This window comes from Aureimonas sp. N4 (assembly GCF_001463925.1).
GTDB classification, from domain to species: Bacteria; Pseudomonadota; Alphaproteobacteria; order Rhizobiales; family Rhizobiaceae; genus Aureimonas; species Aureimonas ureilytica_A.
In genome coordinates, this window is record NZ_BBWS01000036.1 from 60497 (window position 1) to 78317 (window position 17821).

At 68.7% G+C, this 17821-nt stretch carries 12 protein-coding genes; 6 read left to right on the plus strand and 6 right to left on the minus strand.

Going from position 1 to position 17821, the window contains the following annotated elements:
• The first annotated feature begins 25 nt into the window (after positions 1-25).
• From bcsA to AUL28_RS10950, 4 genes are read left to right on the plus strand one after another with little or no spacing between them, the layout of a single operon-like run.
• Positions 26-2218 (plus strand): UDP-forming cellulose synthase catalytic subunit, encoded by a 2193-nt coding sequence (bcsA, locus tag AUL28_RS10935; RefSeq protein WP_062232389.1) that lies wholly within the window; start codon positions 26-28, stop codon positions 2216-2218.
• On the plus strand, positions 2215-4635 hold the full coding sequence (locus tag AUL28_RS10940; protein ID WP_062232390.1) for a cellulose biosynthesis cyclic di-GMP-binding regulatory protein BcsB: 2421 nt from the start codon (positions 2215-2217) through the stop codon (positions 4633-4635). Before bcsA ends, AUL28_RS10940 begins: the two co-directional genes overlap by 4 nt.
• Positions 4632-5669, plus strand: coding sequence for a glycosyl hydrolase family 8 (locus tag AUL28_RS10945; protein WP_062232392.1), 1038 nt, complete (start codon positions 4632-4634; stop codon positions 5667-5669). The genes AUL28_RS10940 and AUL28_RS10945 overlap by 4 nt, the downstream gene beginning before the upstream one ends.
• Complete coding sequence (locus AUL28_RS10950; protein ID WP_062232394.1) at positions 5657-8275, plus strand: hypothetical protein; 2619 nt, start codon at positions 5657-5659, stop codon at positions 8273-8275. The genes AUL28_RS10945 and AUL28_RS10950 overlap by 13 nt, the downstream gene beginning before the upstream one ends.
• Positions 8276-8484: 209 nt before the next feature.
• On the opposite strand, the gene AUL28_RS10955 is transcribed toward AUL28_RS10950, so the two are convergent.
• The 6 genes from AUL28_RS10955 to AUL28_RS22080 all read right to left on the minus strand — a co-directional run bounded on the left by AUL28_RS10955 (position 8485) and on the right by AUL28_RS22080 (position 14641).
• Entirely contained in the window at positions 8485-9117 is a 633-nt protein-coding gene (locus tag AUL28_RS10955) for a response regulator transcription factor (RefSeq protein WP_062232396.1), read from the minus strand.
• Positions 9114-10193, minus strand: coding sequence for a sensor histidine kinase (locus AUL28_RS10960; RefSeq protein ID WP_062232398.1), 1080 nt, complete (start codon positions 10191-10193; stop codon positions 9114-9116). The genes AUL28_RS10955 and AUL28_RS10960 overlap by 4 nt, the downstream gene beginning before the upstream one ends.
• Positions 10194-10224: 31 nt before the next feature.
• Positions 10225-10917 carry an MgtC/SapB family protein gene (locus AUL28_RS10965; RefSeq protein WP_058598679.1) on the minus strand — a complete coding sequence of 231 codons (693 nt, stop codon included), beginning with the start codon at positions 10915-10917 and terminating at the stop codon, positions 10225-10227.
• Positions 10918-11006: 89 nt separating this feature from the next.
• Entirely contained in the window at positions 11007-12305 is a 1299-nt protein-coding gene (locus AUL28_RS10970; RefSeq protein ID WP_062232453.1) for an ABC transporter ATP-binding protein, read from the minus strand.
• 22 nt (positions 12306-12327) lie between these two features.
• A complete protein-coding gene (locus AUL28_RS10975) occupies positions 12328-14082 on the minus strand; it encodes an ABC transporter permease (protein ID WP_082640396.1) in 1755 nt (584 codons plus the stop codon).
• A gap of 406 nt (positions 14083-14488) precedes the next feature.
• The gene (locus AUL28_RS22080; RefSeq protein ID WP_192843441.1) at positions 14489-14641 is read right to left on the minus strand and encodes a hypothetical protein; all 153 of its coding nucleotides are present in this window, start codon (positions 14639-14641) and stop codon (positions 14489-14491) included.
• Positions 14642-15104: 463 nt separating this feature from the next.
• On the opposite strand from AUL28_RS22080, the gene AUL28_RS10980 reads away from it, so the two are divergent.
• On the plus strand, positions 15105-16559 hold the full coding sequence (locus AUL28_RS10980) for an NAD-dependent succinate-semialdehyde dehydrogenase (RefSeq protein WP_062232399.1): 1455 nt from the start codon (positions 15105-15107) through the stop codon (positions 16557-16559).
• 90 nt (positions 16560-16649) lie between these two features.
• A complete protein-coding gene (locus AUL28_RS10985) occupies positions 16650-17810 on the plus strand; it encodes an iron-containing alcohol dehydrogenase (protein WP_062232401.1) in 1161 nt (386 codons plus the stop codon).
• Positions 17811-17821 lie beyond the last annotated feature (11 nt).

The following is a 17821-nucleotide window of genomic DNA, read 5'->3' on the forward strand; positions in this document are numbered from 1 at the left end:
GATGGGCTCCAGATCGGGAGAGTGCATGTTGCGAGTGGGAATGACGCTTCTGTGGATCCTGGCCTCGATCCTGGCGATCGGGGTGATCACGCTGCCCGTCAGCCTTCAGGCGCAGCTCTTCGCGGTGCTCTTCGTGCTCGGCGTCATGGTGATCCTGAAGACGCTGGATCTGGGCGGCGTCTGGCGTCTCGTGGCGCTCGCGCTCGGAACCTCGATCGTCCTGCGCTACGTCTATTGGCGTACGACCTCGACCCTGCCGCCGGTCAACCAGCTCGAAAACTTCATTCCGGGTTTTCTCCTGTATCTTGCCGAGATGTACAGCGTCTTCATGCTGGCGCTCAGCCTCTTCGTGGTGGCCGCGCCCGTGCCGCCGCGCCCCTCGCGCACGCTCACGCCGGGCCGCAAGCCGCCGAGCGTGGACGTCTTCGTGCCGACCTATAACGAGCCGACCAAGCTGCTCGCCAATACGCTCGCCTCCGCGCTCGCCATGAACTACCCCGCCGACCGCTTCACGGTCTGGCTGCTGGACGATGGCGGCACGGACCAGAAGCGCCAGTCCGACGACATGGTCTCGGCGGAGGCCGCCGAGCGCCGCCACGCCGAGCTGAACGTGCTCTGCGAGGCGCTGGGCGCGCGCTATCTCACGCGCGCGCGCAACACCTCCGCCAAGGCCGGCAATCTCAATCACGGGATGACCCGGTCCACCGGCGAGCTGATCGCGGTGTTCGACGCCGACCACGCGCCCGCGCGCGATTTCCTGGCCGAAACGGTCGGCTATTTCGAGGACGATCCGCGCCTGTTCCTGGTGCAGACGCCGCATTTCTTTCTCAATCCCGACCCGCTGGAGCGCAATCTGCGCACCTTCGACAAGATGCCCTCCGAGAACGAGATGTTCTACGGCATCATCCAGCGCGGGCTCGACAAGTGGAACGCCGCCTTCTTCTGCGGCTCGGCCGCGCTTCTGCGTCGCGAGGCGCTGATGGAAACGAGCGGCTTCTCGGGCATTTCCATCACCGAGGATTGCGAGACGGCGGTCGAGCTGCATTCGCGCGGCTGGAACAGTCTCTATCTCGACAAGCCGCTGATCGCGGGCCTGCAACCGGCGACCTTCGCCTCCTTCATCGGCCAGCGCTCGCGATGGGCGCAGGGCATGATGCAGATTTTGCTGCTGCGCGCGCCGCTCTTCAAGCGCGGGCTCTCCTTCCCGCAGCGCCTTTGCTACACGTCCTCGACGCTGTTCTGGCTGTTTCCCTTTCCGCGCCTGATGTTCCTGATCGCGCCGCTCTTCTATCTCTTCTTCGGCCTGCAGATCTTCACGGCGTCGTCCGGCGAGTTCGTCGCCTATACGCTGACCTACATGGCCGTGAACTTGATGATGCAGAATTCCATGTATGGCTCGTTCCGCTGGCCGTGGATTTCCGAGCTCTACGAATATGTGCAGAGCGTCCATCTCCTGCCCGCCGTCGTTTCCACCATGCTGCATCCGCGCAAGCCGACCTTCAACGTGACCGCCAAGGACGGGTCGATTGCCGAAAGCCGCGTGTCGGAAATCGGCCTGCCCTTCTATGTGATCTTCGCCGTCCTGCTTCTGGGGCTGGTGGCCACCGTCTGGCGCGTGATCGACGAGCCCTACCGCGCCGATCTGACCATGGTGGTCGGCGCGTGGAATGTCCTGAACCTCGTGATCGCGGGCTGCGCGCTCGGCGTCGTGTCGGAACTTGGCACGCCGACGGCCAACCGACGCATCGCGGTGAAGCGGCGCTGCGACATCCAGATCGAGGGAACACTCTTAGCCGGCACGATCGAGGATGTTTCGGTTTCGGGTGTCTCGGTGCGCGTCACCGGCGCGCTGCCGCCCGAGGTCGAGCGCGGCACGAGCGCGACGCTGCGGGTGCGCACCGAGCTGGAAAGCGGACGCGACACGATTCCGCTCGTGTTCAAGCGCATTCAGCGCGGCGAGGGCAGCACGGTGCTCGGCTGCGCCTTTGCCGCCGACAGCGCGCATCACAACCGGCTGATCGCGGATCTGATCTTTGCCGATTCCGGGCAGTGGCAGCAGCTTCAGCGCGCGCGCCGGCGCAATCCCGGCATTCTGCGCGGATCGTTCTGGTTCTTCGGCGTGTGCCTCTACCAGACGTTCCGAGGGCTGGGCTATCTCCTGCGCGGTATCGGCAGCAAGCCAGCCGCGAAAGCCAAGCCGGCGGAGGCGCGCGGATGAAACGCACCGCCGCATCCGCCCTCGCGCTTCTGGCCGCCGCCATCGCTTGGCCGGGCTCCGCCGCCGCGCAGCCTGCGCCCTTCGACATGAGCGGCGAGAGACCCGCCGCGCCCGCCCAGCCGCAGCCGCAGCCGCAGCCGCAGCCGCAGCCGCAGCGCCCGGCCGGCCCGCCAAGCGCCTCGGCCACGCCGAGCCCCGTAAGGACCGAGGCGCCCGCAAGTGCCGCGCCTCCATCCGCGCCACCGGCATCCGCATCGAATGCGAACGCCGCACCCGCCCCCTCCACCGGCTGGCGTCGCCACCTCATCGCCGGGCCGGAGCTGGCTCTGTCGGGCGAGATCGATCGGCGGCGCTGGTCGATCACTTTGACGCGCGAGGAAGCGGAAGCCGCCGCCCGGCTCAACATCGCCTATCAGAACGCCATTCTGGTGTCTCCCGAAGCGTCGCGCCTGCGCCTGCTCGTCAACGACATGCCGCTGATCGACGCGCCCGTCGCCTCGTCGGACGGGTTGAGCGATCTCACGGTCGCCGTGCCGGCCGGCCTGCTGCGCCCCGGCCTCAACACGATCGGTGTCGAAAGCACTCTGCGGCACAGGACGGACTGCACCGTCGCCTCCACCTACGAACTCTGGACGACGCTGGCTTCGGGCCGCACCTTTCTCGAATTCGCCGGAAGCGCCGCCGATTTCGCGCCGCGCCGTCTGGAGGACGTGCGCGCCACCGGTCTCGACGGCGAGGGGCTGACGCTGATCCGCCTCGCGCTGCCCGCCGGAGACCTCAGCGACGCCGCCCCGGCCCTCATGCGCCTGTCGCAGGGGCTGGCGCTTCTCACCGCCATGCCCAACCAGAGCGTCGAGATCGTGCAGGGCAGCGTGCCGCCGGCCCGCGCCGGGACGCTCGACGTCGTGATCGCCCCGGCCGACGCCTTCGGCGCGCTAGCGGGGGCCTTGAGCGCAAGCCCGAGCGGGGGCGCGAGCTTCCTGCGCCGCGCCGATGGATCGAGCGTTCTGACTCTTACGGGCTCCAACTGGGACGAGGTGGCGGCGGGCGCCGAGCGCATCGTCTCCTTCGTGGACCGCGAGGGAGCCGCCCCGCGCCCGGCGATCCTCAACCCCGCGCTGCGCACGCCAGACGCGCCCTTGATGCGCGAGGGCGGGGCGCTGAGTTTCCGCGAACTGGGCGTCGTCTCGCAGGAGTTCGCCGGGCGGCGTTTCCGAACCGAGTTCGCCGTCGCGGTGCCCGGCGATTTCTTCGCCGAAGCCTATGGCGAGACCGTGGTTCGGCTGGACGCGGCCTATAGCGGCGAGGTTCTGCCGGGCAGCCTCGTCAATCTCTATGTGAACGGCAATATCGCGACGACCCTGCCGATCGGCGGCGGGGGCAGCGGCGCGCTGGACGGCTTTCCCTTGCGCATGACGATGCGCCATCTCAGGCCCGGCGTGAACACGATCGCGCTGGAGGCCAATCTTCTGACAGAGGCCGACCGGAGCTGCCGGCCGGGCACCTCCACCGGCGGCGCGCCGCGCTTCGCTCTGTTCGATACCTCGCGGCTCGAAGTGCCCGATTTCGCCCGCATCGCGCGGGTGCCCGATCTCTCGGCCTTTCAGGGCGTCGGCTTTCCCTACAATGTCACGCGCGATCCCGTGGATGTCGTGCTGCCGGACGACCGGGCGGAGGGCCTCAGCGCCGCCGCGACCTTTCTCGGCCGCATCGCCTTTTCGGCCGGCCATGCCATTCCCCTGCGGCTCGCGCCTGCGCCGACCGGCGCCCTCGGCTCGCATGCGCTCTTCATCGGGCCGACGCGTCAGCTGCTGCCCGAAGCGCTGACGCGCGCCCATATCGACCCCGCTCGCGCGGCCGAATGGGGCGGGCAGGCGCCCGGGCCGGCCACAGCCCCCGCGCTGACGCTGGAGGGCTGGCAGAAGCAGTTCGGCACGGCTTCCGGCTGGCGCGCGACGCTCGCCGACCTGGAAGGCTGGCTGCGCGAGACCTTCGATATCGAGGCTGGCGGGCTTCGGCTGGTGCCCGCCAGCCAGCAGCCCTTCGCGCCCGGCGAGGATGACGGGCTGGTGGTCGGGCAAGGCGAGGGGCCGGCGGGCGTCTGGACCGTTCTCACCGCGCCGAGCACGGCAGCCTTGAGAGAGAATATCGCGCTGGTCGCGCGCGAGGCGAACTGGGTGCAGCTCGTGGGGCGCGTGTCGGCCTTCGACCCAAAAGAGAGCACAACCGCCAGCCAGCTCGTCGGCGCGGCGTCCTTCGTACCGACGCAGCCCTTTTCCTTTTCCAATATGCGCCTGATCCTCGCCAACTGGCTGTCGGAAAACGTCCTCGCCTATGCCTCGCTGATCGTGGTGGTGGCGCTTCTGCTCGGCATCGCCACCACCGCCTTCGTGCAGACTTTGGGGCATCGCGAATGAGATCGCTGAAGCCTCTCTTGTACGCGCTTCTTCTGGTTTGGGGATCTCCCGCCATGGCCGCGTCCTCGCTTCCAACCGGCGCGTGGGAGAGCTACCGCGCCAGCTTCCTCGACGCGTCGGGGCGCATCGTCGACACCGGCAATCACGGCATCAGCCATAGCGAGGGGCAGGGTTATGGCCTGCTTCTGGCCGTGATGGCGGATGACCCAGCCAATTTCGACCGCATCTGGAGCTTCACGCGCACGCAGCTTCTGGTGCGCGACGACGGGCTGGCCGCGTGGCGCTGGACGCCGGGCTCCGAGCCGCCCGTCACCGATCTCAACGATGCCAGCGACGGCGACATCCTGATCGCGCTCGGCCTCGCGCGGGGCGGGGCCAAATGGCAGAGGTCCGACCTGACAGAGGCCGCCGCGACGCTGGCGGGATCCATCGGCGCTCGCCTCCTCTTCACCCATGACGGGCAGACCTTGCTGCGGCCGGGCGTCTCCGGCTTCGACCGGGGCGAGCGCGCGGACGGGCCGGTGGTGAACCTGTCCTATTGGGTGTTCGAGGCCTTCGGCGAACTCGCCGCGCTCGCGCCCGGCCATGACTGGAGCGGGGCAGAGGCGGGCGGTCGGCACCTTCTCGCCAGCGTCCTCACCGACGCCGCCCTGCCGCCCGAATGGCTCTCGCTCGCCCAGCGGCCCAAGCCCGCCGCCGGCTTCCCGGCGGAGTTCGGCTACAACGCGCTGCGCCTGCCGCTCTATCTCCTGCGCGCAGGGGAGGGCGATCCCGATCTCCTGCGCAAGCTCACCGCGGGCATGAGCGACGCGAACGGCAATTTGCGGATCGTCGATCTTTCGACCGGCGCGACCAAGGAAACGCTCAGCGACCCCGGCTATCGCATCATCCCGGCCGCTGTCGCCTGTGTGCTGGACGGAACGCCGGTGCCGCAGGACCTGCGCGGCTTTAAGCCGACGCTCTACTATCCCTCGACCCTGCACCTTCTCGCCCTCGACGCGCTCAACGAGAGGCATCCCGAATGTCTGCGCTGAAGACCCTTGCCGCGTTCTCCGCGATTGCCGGCCTGTCCGTCACCATGCATGGCTGGCGCGAGGGCTACGACCTGTCGCCGCCTACCGCGCCGAGCACCGCCATGGCAGCCGAGCCGAGCGGCGCGCTCGTCGCGCAGGCGCAGACATCGAACCCGGCGCAGGCTCCGGTTCCGGCGCAGGCCGCGTCGCCACCGCCCGCATCGTCTCAACCGGCCTCCAACGAGCCAGCCGCCGCGCCGCCGCAGGTCGATCTGACGGCGCTGCGCTATTTCGCCCAGCAGGGCGATACGAGGCGTCTGGAAGCGGAAATCGCGCGGCTCAAAAGCCTGTATCCCAACTGGCAGCCGCCCGAGAATCCGTTCGATCTGCCGGCCGCCGCCCCGGCCGGCGACCCCGAGCTGGACCGCATCTGGCAACTCTATGCGCAGGGACGCCTGGGCGAGGTGCGCGAGGCCATCGCGGCGCGGACTGAGAGCCAGCCCGGTTGGCAGCCGCCCGCCGATCTTCTGGAGCGGGTCGCGGTGGCGGAAGCGCGCCTGCAACTCGTCAACGCCTCGAATCTCCAGCAATATGAAAGCGTCATCCGCATCGCGGCCTCGACCCCGAGCCTCCTGACCTGCTCGGAGGTGGACAGCCTCTGGCGCGTGGCGCGCGCCTTTGCCGAAATCAAGCGCCCCGAGCGCGCGAAGGACGCCTATCTCTACGTCCTCACCCATTGCGACAATGCCGGCGAGCGGCTCGCCACGATCCAGATGGCGAGCCAGCGGCTGGCCCGCGCCGATCTCGACCCGCTCTTGGCGGCCGAGCGCATCGGGCCGGACGGGGTCGGCGAGTTCGCCGCGCTGCGCGCCGATCTCGCCCGCGCGAGCCTGGCCAAGGCGGCGGACGATGCATCGGTGCAGGTCTCCGACGCCGATCTCGCGTTGATCCGCAAGCTGGTCGATGCGCCCGAAGGCCGGGCGTCCGATGCCGAGCTTCTGGGCTGGTACGCGCTGCGCCGGGGCGATGCGGCGGGTGCCCTGCCGAATTTCGAGCGCGCCCGGGCCAGAGACGACAGCGCCACGATCTCGCAGGGCTATGCCCTGTCCCTCATTCCGCTCGGCCGTTTCGCCGAGGCCGAAAGCGCGATGGCGCGATGGCGCACGGCGTCGGATGGGGCGCGGGCGGTCTATCTCGCGGCGGCCGCCAATCTGCTGGCGGCGAGCGGGGGCCAAATCATCCAGCCCGATGTGCTCGCGCGCATCACCTCTGCCGTTGGGCAGGCGCGCGACGCGGCAAGCGCGCAGCAGCTCGGCTGGTATGCCTATGGCCTGAACCAGTTCGCGACCGCCGGCCAATGGTTCGCGGCCGCGCTCGACTTCCGGCGCGGCGACGAGCCGTCCGCCTATGGTCTGGCGCTGGTGCGCCAGCGCCTCGGCGATCAGCCGGGCCTCGCCGCCCTCCAGCGCGCCTTCGGCCCCCGCTCGCCGCGCATCGCCGCGATCGGCCGCCCCGATCAAGCAGAGGTCGCAGCCGCCCAGGCCGCGCGCGACGGCGGCACCGTTCCCCCCACGGCCTATGCCGCCGCGCAGCCAGGCGCATCGGCGCAAGCCATGGCCGGGATGGCGGGCGCGGGGGCGTCTTATGCGGGCGCGCCATCCGGCACCTCCGCGCAGCCGGGCGGAGCGATGGTCGGTCCAGCCGGGGCGAATGCGCCCGCTGCCGGTTCTGCCGCCGCGCAGCTGAGTTCCTCCATGAGCGGTGCCCCGCAGATGGCGGGCGCAGAATTGCCTGCCGCGGGTGACGCGGGCTCACAGCCCGGAGCTTCGATGCGGGTGGGACCTGCGGCTGCGATGGCCAGCGAAGCGGGAGCGGGTTCGTTCGTCTCCGCCTATGCGGGCGTGCCGTTCGCGGCAGTGATGGGAGCCGGTGCCGGCTCGCAGGGGATGTCCTCCACCTCGCCGCAGCCGGGCAGCGCCATGGCGCAAAGCCAGACGCCGCCTGCGACACGCCGCGCCCACGTCGCGCCATCCGCCCAATCCGCGCCCGCCGCCAGCGCCCCGCCTGCACGGCGCGCGGCGTCTAGGTCCGCGCCCGCAAGGGGATGCGGCGCCGCTGAGATCGATCCATCGACGCTTTCGCCCGACGCCGCGATGGCACGCGGCTGGTGCCTTCTCGGCCTCAACCGCCCGCTGGAAGCAGCCGGCGCGTTCGAAAGCGCGGCGCGGCGGGGCGAGGGGCGCACGCGCCAGGACGCGTCCTATGGCGAGAGTCTGGCCTATCTGCGCCTCGGCGTCGGAGACCGCGCCGCCATCGCGGCCGCACGCTCGTCCCAGCCCGCCGCGCGCCGCATCGAGCTGGATACCGCGATCCTCTCGGCCCGCGCCACCAGCGCCTTCGAGGCCAAGCGCCCGGTGGAGACCCTGCAGGCGCTGGACGAGCGCGCCCGCATCGCGCCCGAGCGGCTCGACCTCATGGTTCTGCGCGGCTACGCCTATCTGGAACTGCGCCGCTGGGCCGATGCGCGGCAGGTCTTCTCGGCCGTCGCGCGCACCGGCAACCGCGAAGGCGTTCGGGGCCTCGCCGCGCTCGATCAGGCGCGGGGCCGCTTCCCGAACGACGGCTGAGGCGAGGGGCTGTAGCTGATCGCCTTCGGGCGGCGGTGGGGCGCACGGAGGATGGCGGCTGGTGTCATGCCTGCTCGCCAACCGGGTGTTCGGGCCGTGAACCGCGCTCTCCTCGCGGCCGCTTCCACGCCCTTCAGGCAGCACCGGATGAAAGCCGTTCCCGGCCCTCGCTTGCGAGGGCTCGGAACAGGACGTCAGCCCCCAACCGTCTACGCGTCCGTCGCGGCGCTGCCGAGGCGATCGAGCATTCGAATGAGATCGGCCAGGGATTTCGCCTGCATCTTGCGCATGGCATGTCCGCGCCGAACCTTGACGGTGATCTCGCTGAGGCCGAGTTCGCCGGCGATCTGCTTGTTGAGAAGACCGCGACCGACCATCACCATGACCTGACGCTCGCCCGGCGACAGCGACTGCCAGTTGCGATGGAGATCCGCGAGCGCGCCGTCGGCTTCGAGCCGCGCCCGATCCCGCTTCAGCCCCTCCTGGATCGCGTCGATCAGGTCCTGGTCGCGGAAGGGCTTGGTGAGGAATTCGATCGCCCCGTTCTTCATGGCGCGCACCGACATTTCGATGTCGCCATGGCCGGTGATGAAGATGACGGGCATCCGCAGGCCCTTCGCGCCCATATCCTTCTGGAACTCGAGGCCGCTCTGGCCGGGCATTCGGATATCGAGCACGAGACAACTCGGCACGCTCGGCTGCTCGGCGGCGAGGAACTGCGCCACCGAGCCGAAAGAGCGCGCTTCGAGATCGACCGAGGCCAGGAGATCGGCCACCGCCTCGCGCACGCTCGGATCGTCGTCCACGATGAAGACGAGGGGCGCCTGCGGGGGCGGGTTCATGCGTGCTCCTTTTCGGGCAGGGGCAAGGTGCAGCGGAATACGGCGCCCGGTCGCGGCTCGGACGTCACCCAAATGCGCCCACCATGCGCTTCCACGATCGAGCGGCTGATGGTGAGGCCGATGCCCATGCCCCCTTCCTTGGAGGTCCAGAAGGAATCGAACAGATGTTCGAGCGCGTTCGCCCCGAGGCCGACGCCCGTGTCGGTGATGGAAAAGCCCAGATGCCCGAAATCCTCGCGGAAGGAGGCGATGGCGAGTTGGCGCCTGGTGGGGGGCACCGTGCTCATCGCCTCGATGGCGTTGAGAAGCAGATTGGCGGCGACCTGCTGCATCTGCACCTCGTCGGCGAGGATGGGCGGCAGCGCGTCAGTGAGATCGAGCGTCACCGCAATGGCGTTGCGCTCGATCTCGGCTTGCGCCAGATCCAGCGCCGTCAGGAGCATGGCGTTGAGGTCGAGCCGCGTCTTGCGCGGCTTTTCGCCCTTGGCGAGGCCGCGCACGCGCAGGATCACGTCGCTTGCCCGGTTGGCCGCGTCGATGACGCGATGGAGCGCCGCGCGCGCGCGCTCGGGCTCGGGCGGCTCGCGGTCCAGCCAGCGGTGCGCGGCCTGCGCGCTGGTGGTGATGGCGGCGAGCGGCTGATTGACCTCGTGCGCGATCGAGGCGGTGAGTTCGCCGAGCTGCGTCAGCCGCGCCATCTGGCCGAGCTTGGCTTGCGCGGCGAAGACGGCGGCCTTGGCGGCGACGAGTTTCAGCGAGAGATAGGTGGTGACGGCGATGGCGAGAACGCTGATCACGCAGTTGGCGAGGCCCGAATCGAAGGCCCCGGCGCGCGTCAGGAACAGGCTCAGCACCGTCAGAAAGGCGCAGAACCACGCGAGCGCCACGACGCCCCGCACCGACAGCGCATCGACAGCCAGAAGGATCACAGCCGTGTAGAACACCGCGACGGCGATCTCGAAATGCGTGGCCGTGTCGGCGATGAAGATGAGGGCCGTGAGAACAGCCAGCGCGGCCAGACGCCAGCGCGGCCGTCTGGCCGCCTCACGTCTCGTCTCTTCCGCGCCCGTCTGCATCCCGCTCGCCCTCATGCCAGCTTTCGAAACTTCAGACGCGCTCGAACCGCCAGCGCGCGGAGGTGACGAGCGGCTCCAGGCTCAGCCGCCCGATCATCTGCTCCACCAGGCGATCCTGTCGCTGGTCGGCACGCATGATCGCGTTGACCTCCACCCGGTTGGAGTCTTCGATATCGGTGCTTTCGATTTCCTGAATGTGAAGATGGGTCCCCACATCGCGCAGCAGCAGGCCGCGCACATCGGCCTCCCGCTCGCCATGGCAGACGATCGAGATCGTGTAGAGGCTCTTCAAGTCGGGCGCGAGCGGCAGGCGCAGTTCGATGGCGCGCACCAGCGGGCGCAGAAGCAGGTTCACGCAGATAACGAAGAGCGTGCAGACGGCGGCATGGGGATAGAATCCCGCGCCGCACAGCGTGCCGACGCCCGCCGAGCACCAGAGCGTGGCGGCCGTGTTGAGGCCGCGCACGTTCAGCCCTTCCTTGAAGATGATGCCCGCGCCCAGAAAGCCTATCCCTGAGACGACCTGCGCGGCCATGCGCGTCGGGCTGGATTCGCCGGGAAAGAGCGCGGCGAAGGTAACGAAGATCGCCGCGCCGATCGCCACCAGCGTGTTGGTGCGCAGGCCCGCCATGCGCTGGTGCCATTGCCGCTCGAAGCCGATCGCGCAGCCCAGCACCAGAGCCGCGAAGAGATTGAGCGCCGTTTCCGGCAGATGGTCGAACATGGGTGTCGGTCCCGAAGAAGGGGAAGGCGGGATGAAGCTCATGGCAGAGCTTCATCACAGGCGCGTGTCGGGCCCGTTGACGCTTCCCTTCAGCTGGGATTGTCCAAGCTGAAGAGGTCCGCGCCTTCGTCATAGGCGAAGGTCTCGGCATAGCGGCCCCACTGGATGATCGACTTCAGCGTCTGCGCGGCGTCCTCTTCCGTCATCGTGTCCTCCAGCTCGTCGCGGAAGCGGCGGGCCGGTGCGTGGTGGGTCGGCCGGTCGTCCAGCACCCGGCGCACATGGGCCGCCAGCGGCACGTAGCTCAGGAGATGCTGGGCGAAGATCTGCTTGCGCTGGTCCACCTCCGCCTCGACATAGCGCCGCCCGGCGACCAGCAGCCTGATGTCGCCATTGCCGAGTTCGGCAAAGCGCAGGAGCTGGAGCACTTCGGCGATCGGGAACAGATCGTCCGCCTCGTATTGCAGCTCCGCCGCGAGTTTGGGCAGGTCGGCCTCTCCGTGATAGGGCGGGGCGGCGATGGCCTCCATCAACCCGGCGAGCGAGTTGGTGGAGACGCGCGGCAGCGCCATGCCGATGCCCGTGCCGGGGAAGAGCCCTTCCTTGTGATGGTCGGCCTCGTGGCGCGTCGTCATGCGCACATAGATGTCCTCGACCATGGCGCGGAAGCTCGGGTCCTGCCGGTTGCGCGGCTGCGGCAGGTCCACCTTGATCTCGGCGATGACGCAGCCGGGATTGGAGGAGAAGACGCAGATGCGGTCGCACATCAGCACCGCTTCCTCGATATTGTGCGTCACGATCAGGATCGACTGGATCGGCATCCGCCCCTCGCACCAGAGGTCGAGAAGATCGGTGCGCAGCGTTTCGGCGGTCAGCACGTCGAGCGCGGAAAAGGGCTCGTCCATCAGGAGGATCGCCGGATCGACCACGAGGGCGCGGGCAAGGCCGACGCGCTGGCGCATCCCGCCCGAAAGCTCCTTGGGATAGGCGCTCTCGAACCCGTCGAGGCCGATCAGGTCGATCGCGGCGAGCGCGCGCTTGCGCCGCTCCTCGCGTGGCACGCGCTTGGCCTCCAGCCCCGCCTCGACATTTTCCAGAACCGTGAGCCAGGGAAAGAGCGCGAAGCTCTGGAACACCATGCCGACGCTGGTCGGGCCGTTGGCCTTGGGAAAGGTGACGCTGCCCACATTCGGCTGGATCAGCCCGGCGATGGACCGCAAGAGCGTGGACTTACCCGAGCCCGAGCGGCCGAGCAGGCCGACGATCTCGTTGTCGTAAAGAGTGAGGTTCACGTCGTCGAGGACGAGGGTTTCGGCGCCGTTCGCCTTGCCATAGGCATGGCGCACGCCGCGCACTTCGACGAGGGGCTGGGTCTGGATCGCGTTCATGGCGCGCACTCCCGCTTGGAGATCAGTTGAGGCGAAGGTGCCGCTCGGCATAGCGGTACATCGGCCGCCAGACGGTGCGGTTGAAGAGGATGACGAAGAGGCTCATCATGGCGATGCCGAGCGCGACGCGCGGATAGTCGCCGGCCGCCGTGGCATTGGCGATATAGGAGCCGAGGCCCGCCGCCTCGAGCTTGGTGTCGCCCCACGAAACTGTCTCGGCCACGATGCTGGCGTTCCAGGAGCCGCCCGACGCCGTGAGCGCGCCGGTGACGAAATAGGGAAAGATCGCCGGCAGTGCGAGCTGGCGCCACCATTGCCAGCCCCTGATGCCGAAAATGCCGCTGGCTTCCTTCAGGTCGGTCGGGATCGCGGTCGCCCCGGCGATGACGTTGAAGAGAATGTACCATTGCGTGCCCAGCACCATCAGGACCGACAGCCAGATGTTGGGGTCGAGATGCAGCGTCGAGATGGCGACCACGGCGAAGGGAAATAGGACATTGGCGGGGAAGGCCGCGAGAAACTGCGCCGCCGGCTGCACCCGCTCGGCCCATTGCGGGCGCAACCCGACCCAGACGCCGATCGGCACCCAGATCACGCTGGCGATAACCGTGAGCACCGCGACACGGGCGAGCGTGGCAAGGCCCAAGAGAAAGGCTTCGCGGATATCGCCCATCGTCAAACTGTCGGTGATGAAGGACGCGAGTTGCCACAGCCCCCAGGCGCAGCCCAGAAGCACCAGCCCGACCCAGGCCCGGTCGATCGCCCCGGCCGTGGTGCGCCCGATCGCGGGAAGGCGGGGGTGGGGCAGGGACGGCAGGCGGAGGGTTTCGGCCAAGCGGAAGGGCGCGGCGAGCACGAAGGCGAGCTTCTTCACGAGGCGCGTGCGGCGCACGAGATCATAGGCCCAGCTTTTGGGCCGGGTCTGCGAGGCCGTCTGCTCGAAGCGGAACTTGTCGGCCCAGGCGACGATCGGCCGGAACAGGAGCTGGTCGTAGAGAAGGATCACCACCGCCATTGCGCCCACCGCCAGCGCCACCGCGCCGAAATCCTTGCGCTCGATCGCGACCGCCAGCCAGGAGCCGATGCCCGGCAGCGTCACGGTCTTGTCGCCGACCGTGATGGCCTCGGACGCCACCACGAAGAACCAGCCGCCCGACATGGACATCATCATGTTCCAGACGAGACCGGGCATGGCGAAAGGCAGGTCCAGCCGGATGAAGCGCCGCCAGGCCGAGAAGCCGAACTGGCGCGACACCTCGTCGAGATCGGCCGGCACGGTGCGCAGCGACTGGTAGAAGCTGAACGCCATGTTCCAGGCTTGGCCCGTGAAGATCGCGAAGATCGAGGCGCATTCGGCCCCGAGCTGCTGACCGGGAAACAGGCCCATGAAGAAGGTCACCGTGAAGGTGAGAAAGCCTAGCACCGGCACCGATTGGAGAATGTCGAGGGCTGGAACGATGATCAGTTCCGCCTTGCGGCTCTTGGCGGCCAGCGTCGCGACCGTGAAGGTGAAGAGGAGCGAGGCGGCGAGGGCTGCGAACATGCGCAGCGTCGTGCGCAGCGCATAATCGGGCAGGCGGGCGGGATCGAGCGTGATCGGCACCTGTTGCAGCATGTCGAGCGGCTGGCGCGCCTCCTCCGCGCCATGCACCACCATCACCGCCACACCGGCCAGCAGCACGAGCGCGGCGGTATCCGCCCAGATGCTGGCCCTGCCCAGCGACGACACGATGCCCGTCGCACCGCCGACGCGGGAGGGCGCGAGAAAGAAAGCCATGATCCCACCTCCTTTGGGCCCCTCGCGCCCAAACGCCGGCGACCCCGCCAGCCAGCGGCTGGGGGCGTGTCACGTCAGGAATGGACGGTTCGAGCGGTCGATTGGTCGCGAGCGCTCGGACCGCGGGGGCGGCGAGGGCGTTCGCGCATGAAGAGCCCGCAGCGCGCCTTGCGAGGCCGGTTTGCCGGAGCATGGAAGCCCTGTGCGGGCGGCTTCGTCCCTCGGCAACCCCACCCGACAGGCGCGTTGCAGCTGGCGAACGTCTAGCACCGCGTCCGGCCCCGGCCGAGCCGGCATTGGGTCAATCCGACTATACGTCGGTATATCCGGCACGGCATTCAGGCGGAGGGCATCGCGCCCGGACGCCAAGGTCTCCGGCCGGCCATCCGTCCGCGAACGTGCGCTTTCAATTCCCCAGACGGCGCGCCAGGGTCTGAGCGGCCGCGCGAATGTCGGCTCCGAGCTTCTCCAGAGTCGGCGCGTTCGCTTCGCTGCGGATGAGGCTGACGGCGATGCCGACGATGGCGCGGCCGGAATGGTCCCGGATCGACGCGCCCAAGCAGATCATGCCCTCGCGCCGCGGCCATTGTCATCGCATAGCCGCGCTGCCTCGAGAGCTCGGGCTCGCCCGCCATTTGGCTTTGGACCCCCCGCTGCTCTCGGTCCGGCCGAGGAAACCGCTCGCCCAACGCATCTGCCAAGGGCCGGGACGAGACCGCCCGCTCGCAGCCGCGTCGCCAGATCGAACTCAGGGCATGGTTGCAGTCGGCCTATAGGCCGAGCTTTTGATGAGGCCCAGTTCCCACGCAATATCGGTCGCCGCGAGCGGCTTCGACGCGCTTTCCGGGGAGGCCCTGCACCTTGGCTGGGCGTCGAAGCGCCAGCGATTGCCGGGTTGCCGACCTGCGACAAAGCGCGCGACCCCGGCTTGACAATTCCTTTCATGGCAAACAGTATCGGTTCACAGAATGGAGCTTTGTTCCATTAGTCGAACTTGAGTGTCGAGTCAGCCGGAGGTTCCCTTGGTTCAGCTTCGATCTCCGCATCTCTTGCGAGACGCTTGCCTCATCGATGGCGCTTGGTCGAGGGCTTCGAGCGGTGCCACGATCGAGGTGCACGATCCCGCCGATGGGTCGCTGATTGCGCGCGTTCCCTCGCTGAGCGCGGCGGAGGTCAGCCAGGCGGTCGAGGCGGCGGGCAGGGCTTTCAAGTCCTGGGGCGGGCTCGCCGCGCAGGAGCGCGCCAGGATCCTGCGCCGTTGGTTCGAACTGATCGTGGCGAATGCCGACGATCTCGCAGCGCTGATGACGGCCGAACAGGGCAAGCCGCTGGCGGAAGCCAGGGGAGAGGTTCTCTACGCCGCGTCCTTCATCGAATGGTTCGCCGAGGAGGCCAAGCGCGTCTATGGCGAGGTCATTCCCGCGCCGCAGGCCGACAAGCGGCTGATGGTGCTGAAACAGCCGGTCGGCGTTTGCGCGGCCATCACGCCCTGGAACTTCCCCGCCGCCATGATCACCCGCAAGGCCGCCCCCGCGCTCGCGGCGGGCTGCGTCATGATCGTGAAGCCCGCCGAGCAGACGCCGCTGACCGCGCTGGCGCTCGGCGTTCTGGCCGAGGAAGCGGGCATCCCGGCCGGCGTTCTGCAGATCCTCACGGGCGAGTCGCGCACGGTCGGCGGCGTGCTGACGGGCAGCGACACGGTGCGCAAGCTCTCCTTCACGGGCTCGACCGAGGTCGGGCGCATCCTGATGGCCGAGTGCGCGCCAACCATCAAGCGCTTGTCGCTGGAACTGGGCGGCAACGCGCCTTTCATCGTCTTCGACGATGCCGATCTCGACGCCGCCGTGGAAGGCGCGATCGCCTCCAAATACCGCAATGCCGGCCAGACCTGCGTCTGCGCCAACCGGCTCTACGTGCAGGCCGGCGTGTTCGACGTCTTTGCCGAGAAGCTCGCCGCCCGCGTGGCCGCGCTTCCCGTCGGTCGCGGCACCGAGCCGGGCGTCCTGATCGGCCCCTTGATCGACGAAGCGGCGGTAGAAAAGGTCGAGAGCCATTTGGCCGACGCGCTGGCCAAAGGGGCGCGCCTTGTCACCGGCGGCAAACGCCATCCGTTGGGCGGGCTCTTCTTCGAGCCGACCGTGCTCGTGGGCGCGACATCGGAGATGCGTGTCGCGCGCGAGGAAACCTTCGGCCCGGTCGCGCCGCTCTTCCGCTTCGAAACCGAGGAGGAGGTGATCGCGCTCGCCAACGACACCGAGTTCGGCCTTGCCTCCTACTTCTACACCGAGAATGCCAAGCGCGCATGGCGCGTCGCCGAAGCGCTGGAATACGGCATGGTCGGCCACAACACAGGCTTGATCTCCAACGAGGTCGCGCCCTTCGGCGGCGTCAAGCAGTCCGGCCTCGGGCGCGAAGGCTCGCATCACGGCATCGAGGAATATCTCGAGGTGAAATACTGGTGCTCGGCGCTGCGCTGAGACGCGCCGCACCAACATCCGTTTCGAAGCGCTGCCGCCGGCCGAGCGGACGGTCGTGGCCGCGCTGAACCCATCGGTTGGGAGGCCTTGATGACCATCAACAGTTTCGAATTTCGCACCGTGCCGGCTATCCAGGTCGAATGGTCGGGCGCGCAGCATCTCGGCCAGCGACTGGGCGACCGCTTCGCGGCGCGGCGCGCGTTTCTCGTCACCGATGCGGGGCTGGTGAAGGCCGGGCTGATCGCTCCGATCGCGGCCGATCTCCAAGCCGCCGGCTTCACCGTTACGATCTGCGACGCCGTGGTGGCCGATCCGCCGGAAGCCGTTCTGCTGGACGCCGTGGCAAAGGCCAAGGCGGCGGCTTGCGACATCGTGGTGGGGCTCGGCGGCGGCTCCTCGCTGGACGTGGCCAAGCTCGTGGCCGTTCTCGCGGTGTCCGAGCAGCCTCTCTCGGAGCTTTACGGTATCGGCAACGTGAAGGGCTCGCGCCTGCCCCTCGCCTTGGTGCCGACCACGGCGGGCACGGGATCGGAGGTCACCAATATCTCCATCCTGACCACCGGCGAGACAACCAAGATGGGCGTCGTCTCGCCCCAGCTCTATGCCGATTACGTTCTGCTCGACGGCGAATTGACGGTCGGCCTGCCAGCGATCCACACGGCCGCCACCGGCATCGACGCCATGGTCCATGCGATCGAGGCCTATACGAGCCGGCACAAGAAGAACCCGCTCTCCGACGCGCTCGCGCGGGAGGCGCTGCGCCTGCTCGGCGCCAATCTCGTGGCCGTCTGCCGCGACGGCTCCGACCGCGCGGCGCGCGAGGCCATGCTGCTCGGCGCGATGCTGGCGGGGCAGGCCTTCGCCAACTCGCCGGTCGCGGCGGTCCACGCGCTCGCCTATCCGCTGGGCGGCCATTACCATATCCCGCACGGGCTTTCGAACGCGCTGATGCTGGGGCCGGTGCTGCGCTTCAACGCGGCAGCCGCAGCGCCACTTTATGCCGAGCTGGCCGATGTTCTCGGCGTGCCGGGCGCGGGCGATGCCTCCGCGCGCTCCGACGCTTTCGTTGCCGCCATGCAGAGCCTGATGGACGAGAGCGGCGCGCCGCGTCGCCTGCGCGATGTCGGCGTCACGCAAGACAGCCTGCCGCTTCTGGCGTCCGACGCCATGAAGCAGACGCGGCTTCTCGTGAACAATCCGGTCGAGGTCACGCAAGCAGACGCGCTCGCGCTCTACACCGAGGCGTTTTGACGCCTGTCTCC

Bases quoted from the DNA above. Each gene is read 5' to 3' on its own strand.
- bcsA (WP_062232389.1), top strand. From the start codon at position 26: ATGTTGCGAGTGGGAATGACGCTTCTGTGGATCCTGGCCTCGATCCTG.
- AUL28_RS10940 (WP_062232390.1), top strand. From the start codon at position 2,215: ATGAAACGCACCGCCGCATCCGCCCTCGCGCTTCTGGCCGCCGCCATC.
- AUL28_RS10945 (WP_062232392.1), top strand. From the start codon at position 4,632: ATGAGATCGCTGAAGCCTCTCTTGTACGCGCTTCTTCTGGTTTGGGGA.
- AUL28_RS10950 (WP_062232394.1), top strand. From the start codon at position 5,657: ATGTCTGCGCTGAAGACCCTTGCCGCGTTCTCCGCGATTGCCGGCCTG.
- AUL28_RS10955 (WP_062232396.1), bottom strand. From the start codon at position 9,117: ATGAACCCGCCCCCGCAGGCGCCCCTCGTCTTCATCGTGGACGACGAT.
- AUL28_RS10960 (WP_062232398.1), bottom strand. From the start codon at position 10,193: ATGCAGACGGGCGCGGAAGAGACGAGACGTGAGGCGGCCAGACGGCCG.
- AUL28_RS10965 (WP_058598679.1), bottom strand. From the start codon at position 10,917: ATGTTCGACCATCTGCCGGAAACGGCGCTCAATCTCTTCGCGGCTCTG.
- AUL28_RS10970 (WP_062232453.1), bottom strand. From the start codon at position 12,305: ATGAACGCGATCCAGACCCAGCCCCTCGTCGAAGTGCGCGGCGTGCGC.
- AUL28_RS10975 (WP_082640396.1), bottom strand. From the start codon at position 14,082: ATGGCTTTCTTTCTCGCGCCCTCCCGCGTCGGCGGTGCGACGGGCATC.
- AUL28_RS10985 (WP_062232401.1), top strand. From the start codon at position 16,650: ATGACCATCAACAGTTTCGAATTTCGCACCGTGCCGGCTATCCAGGTC.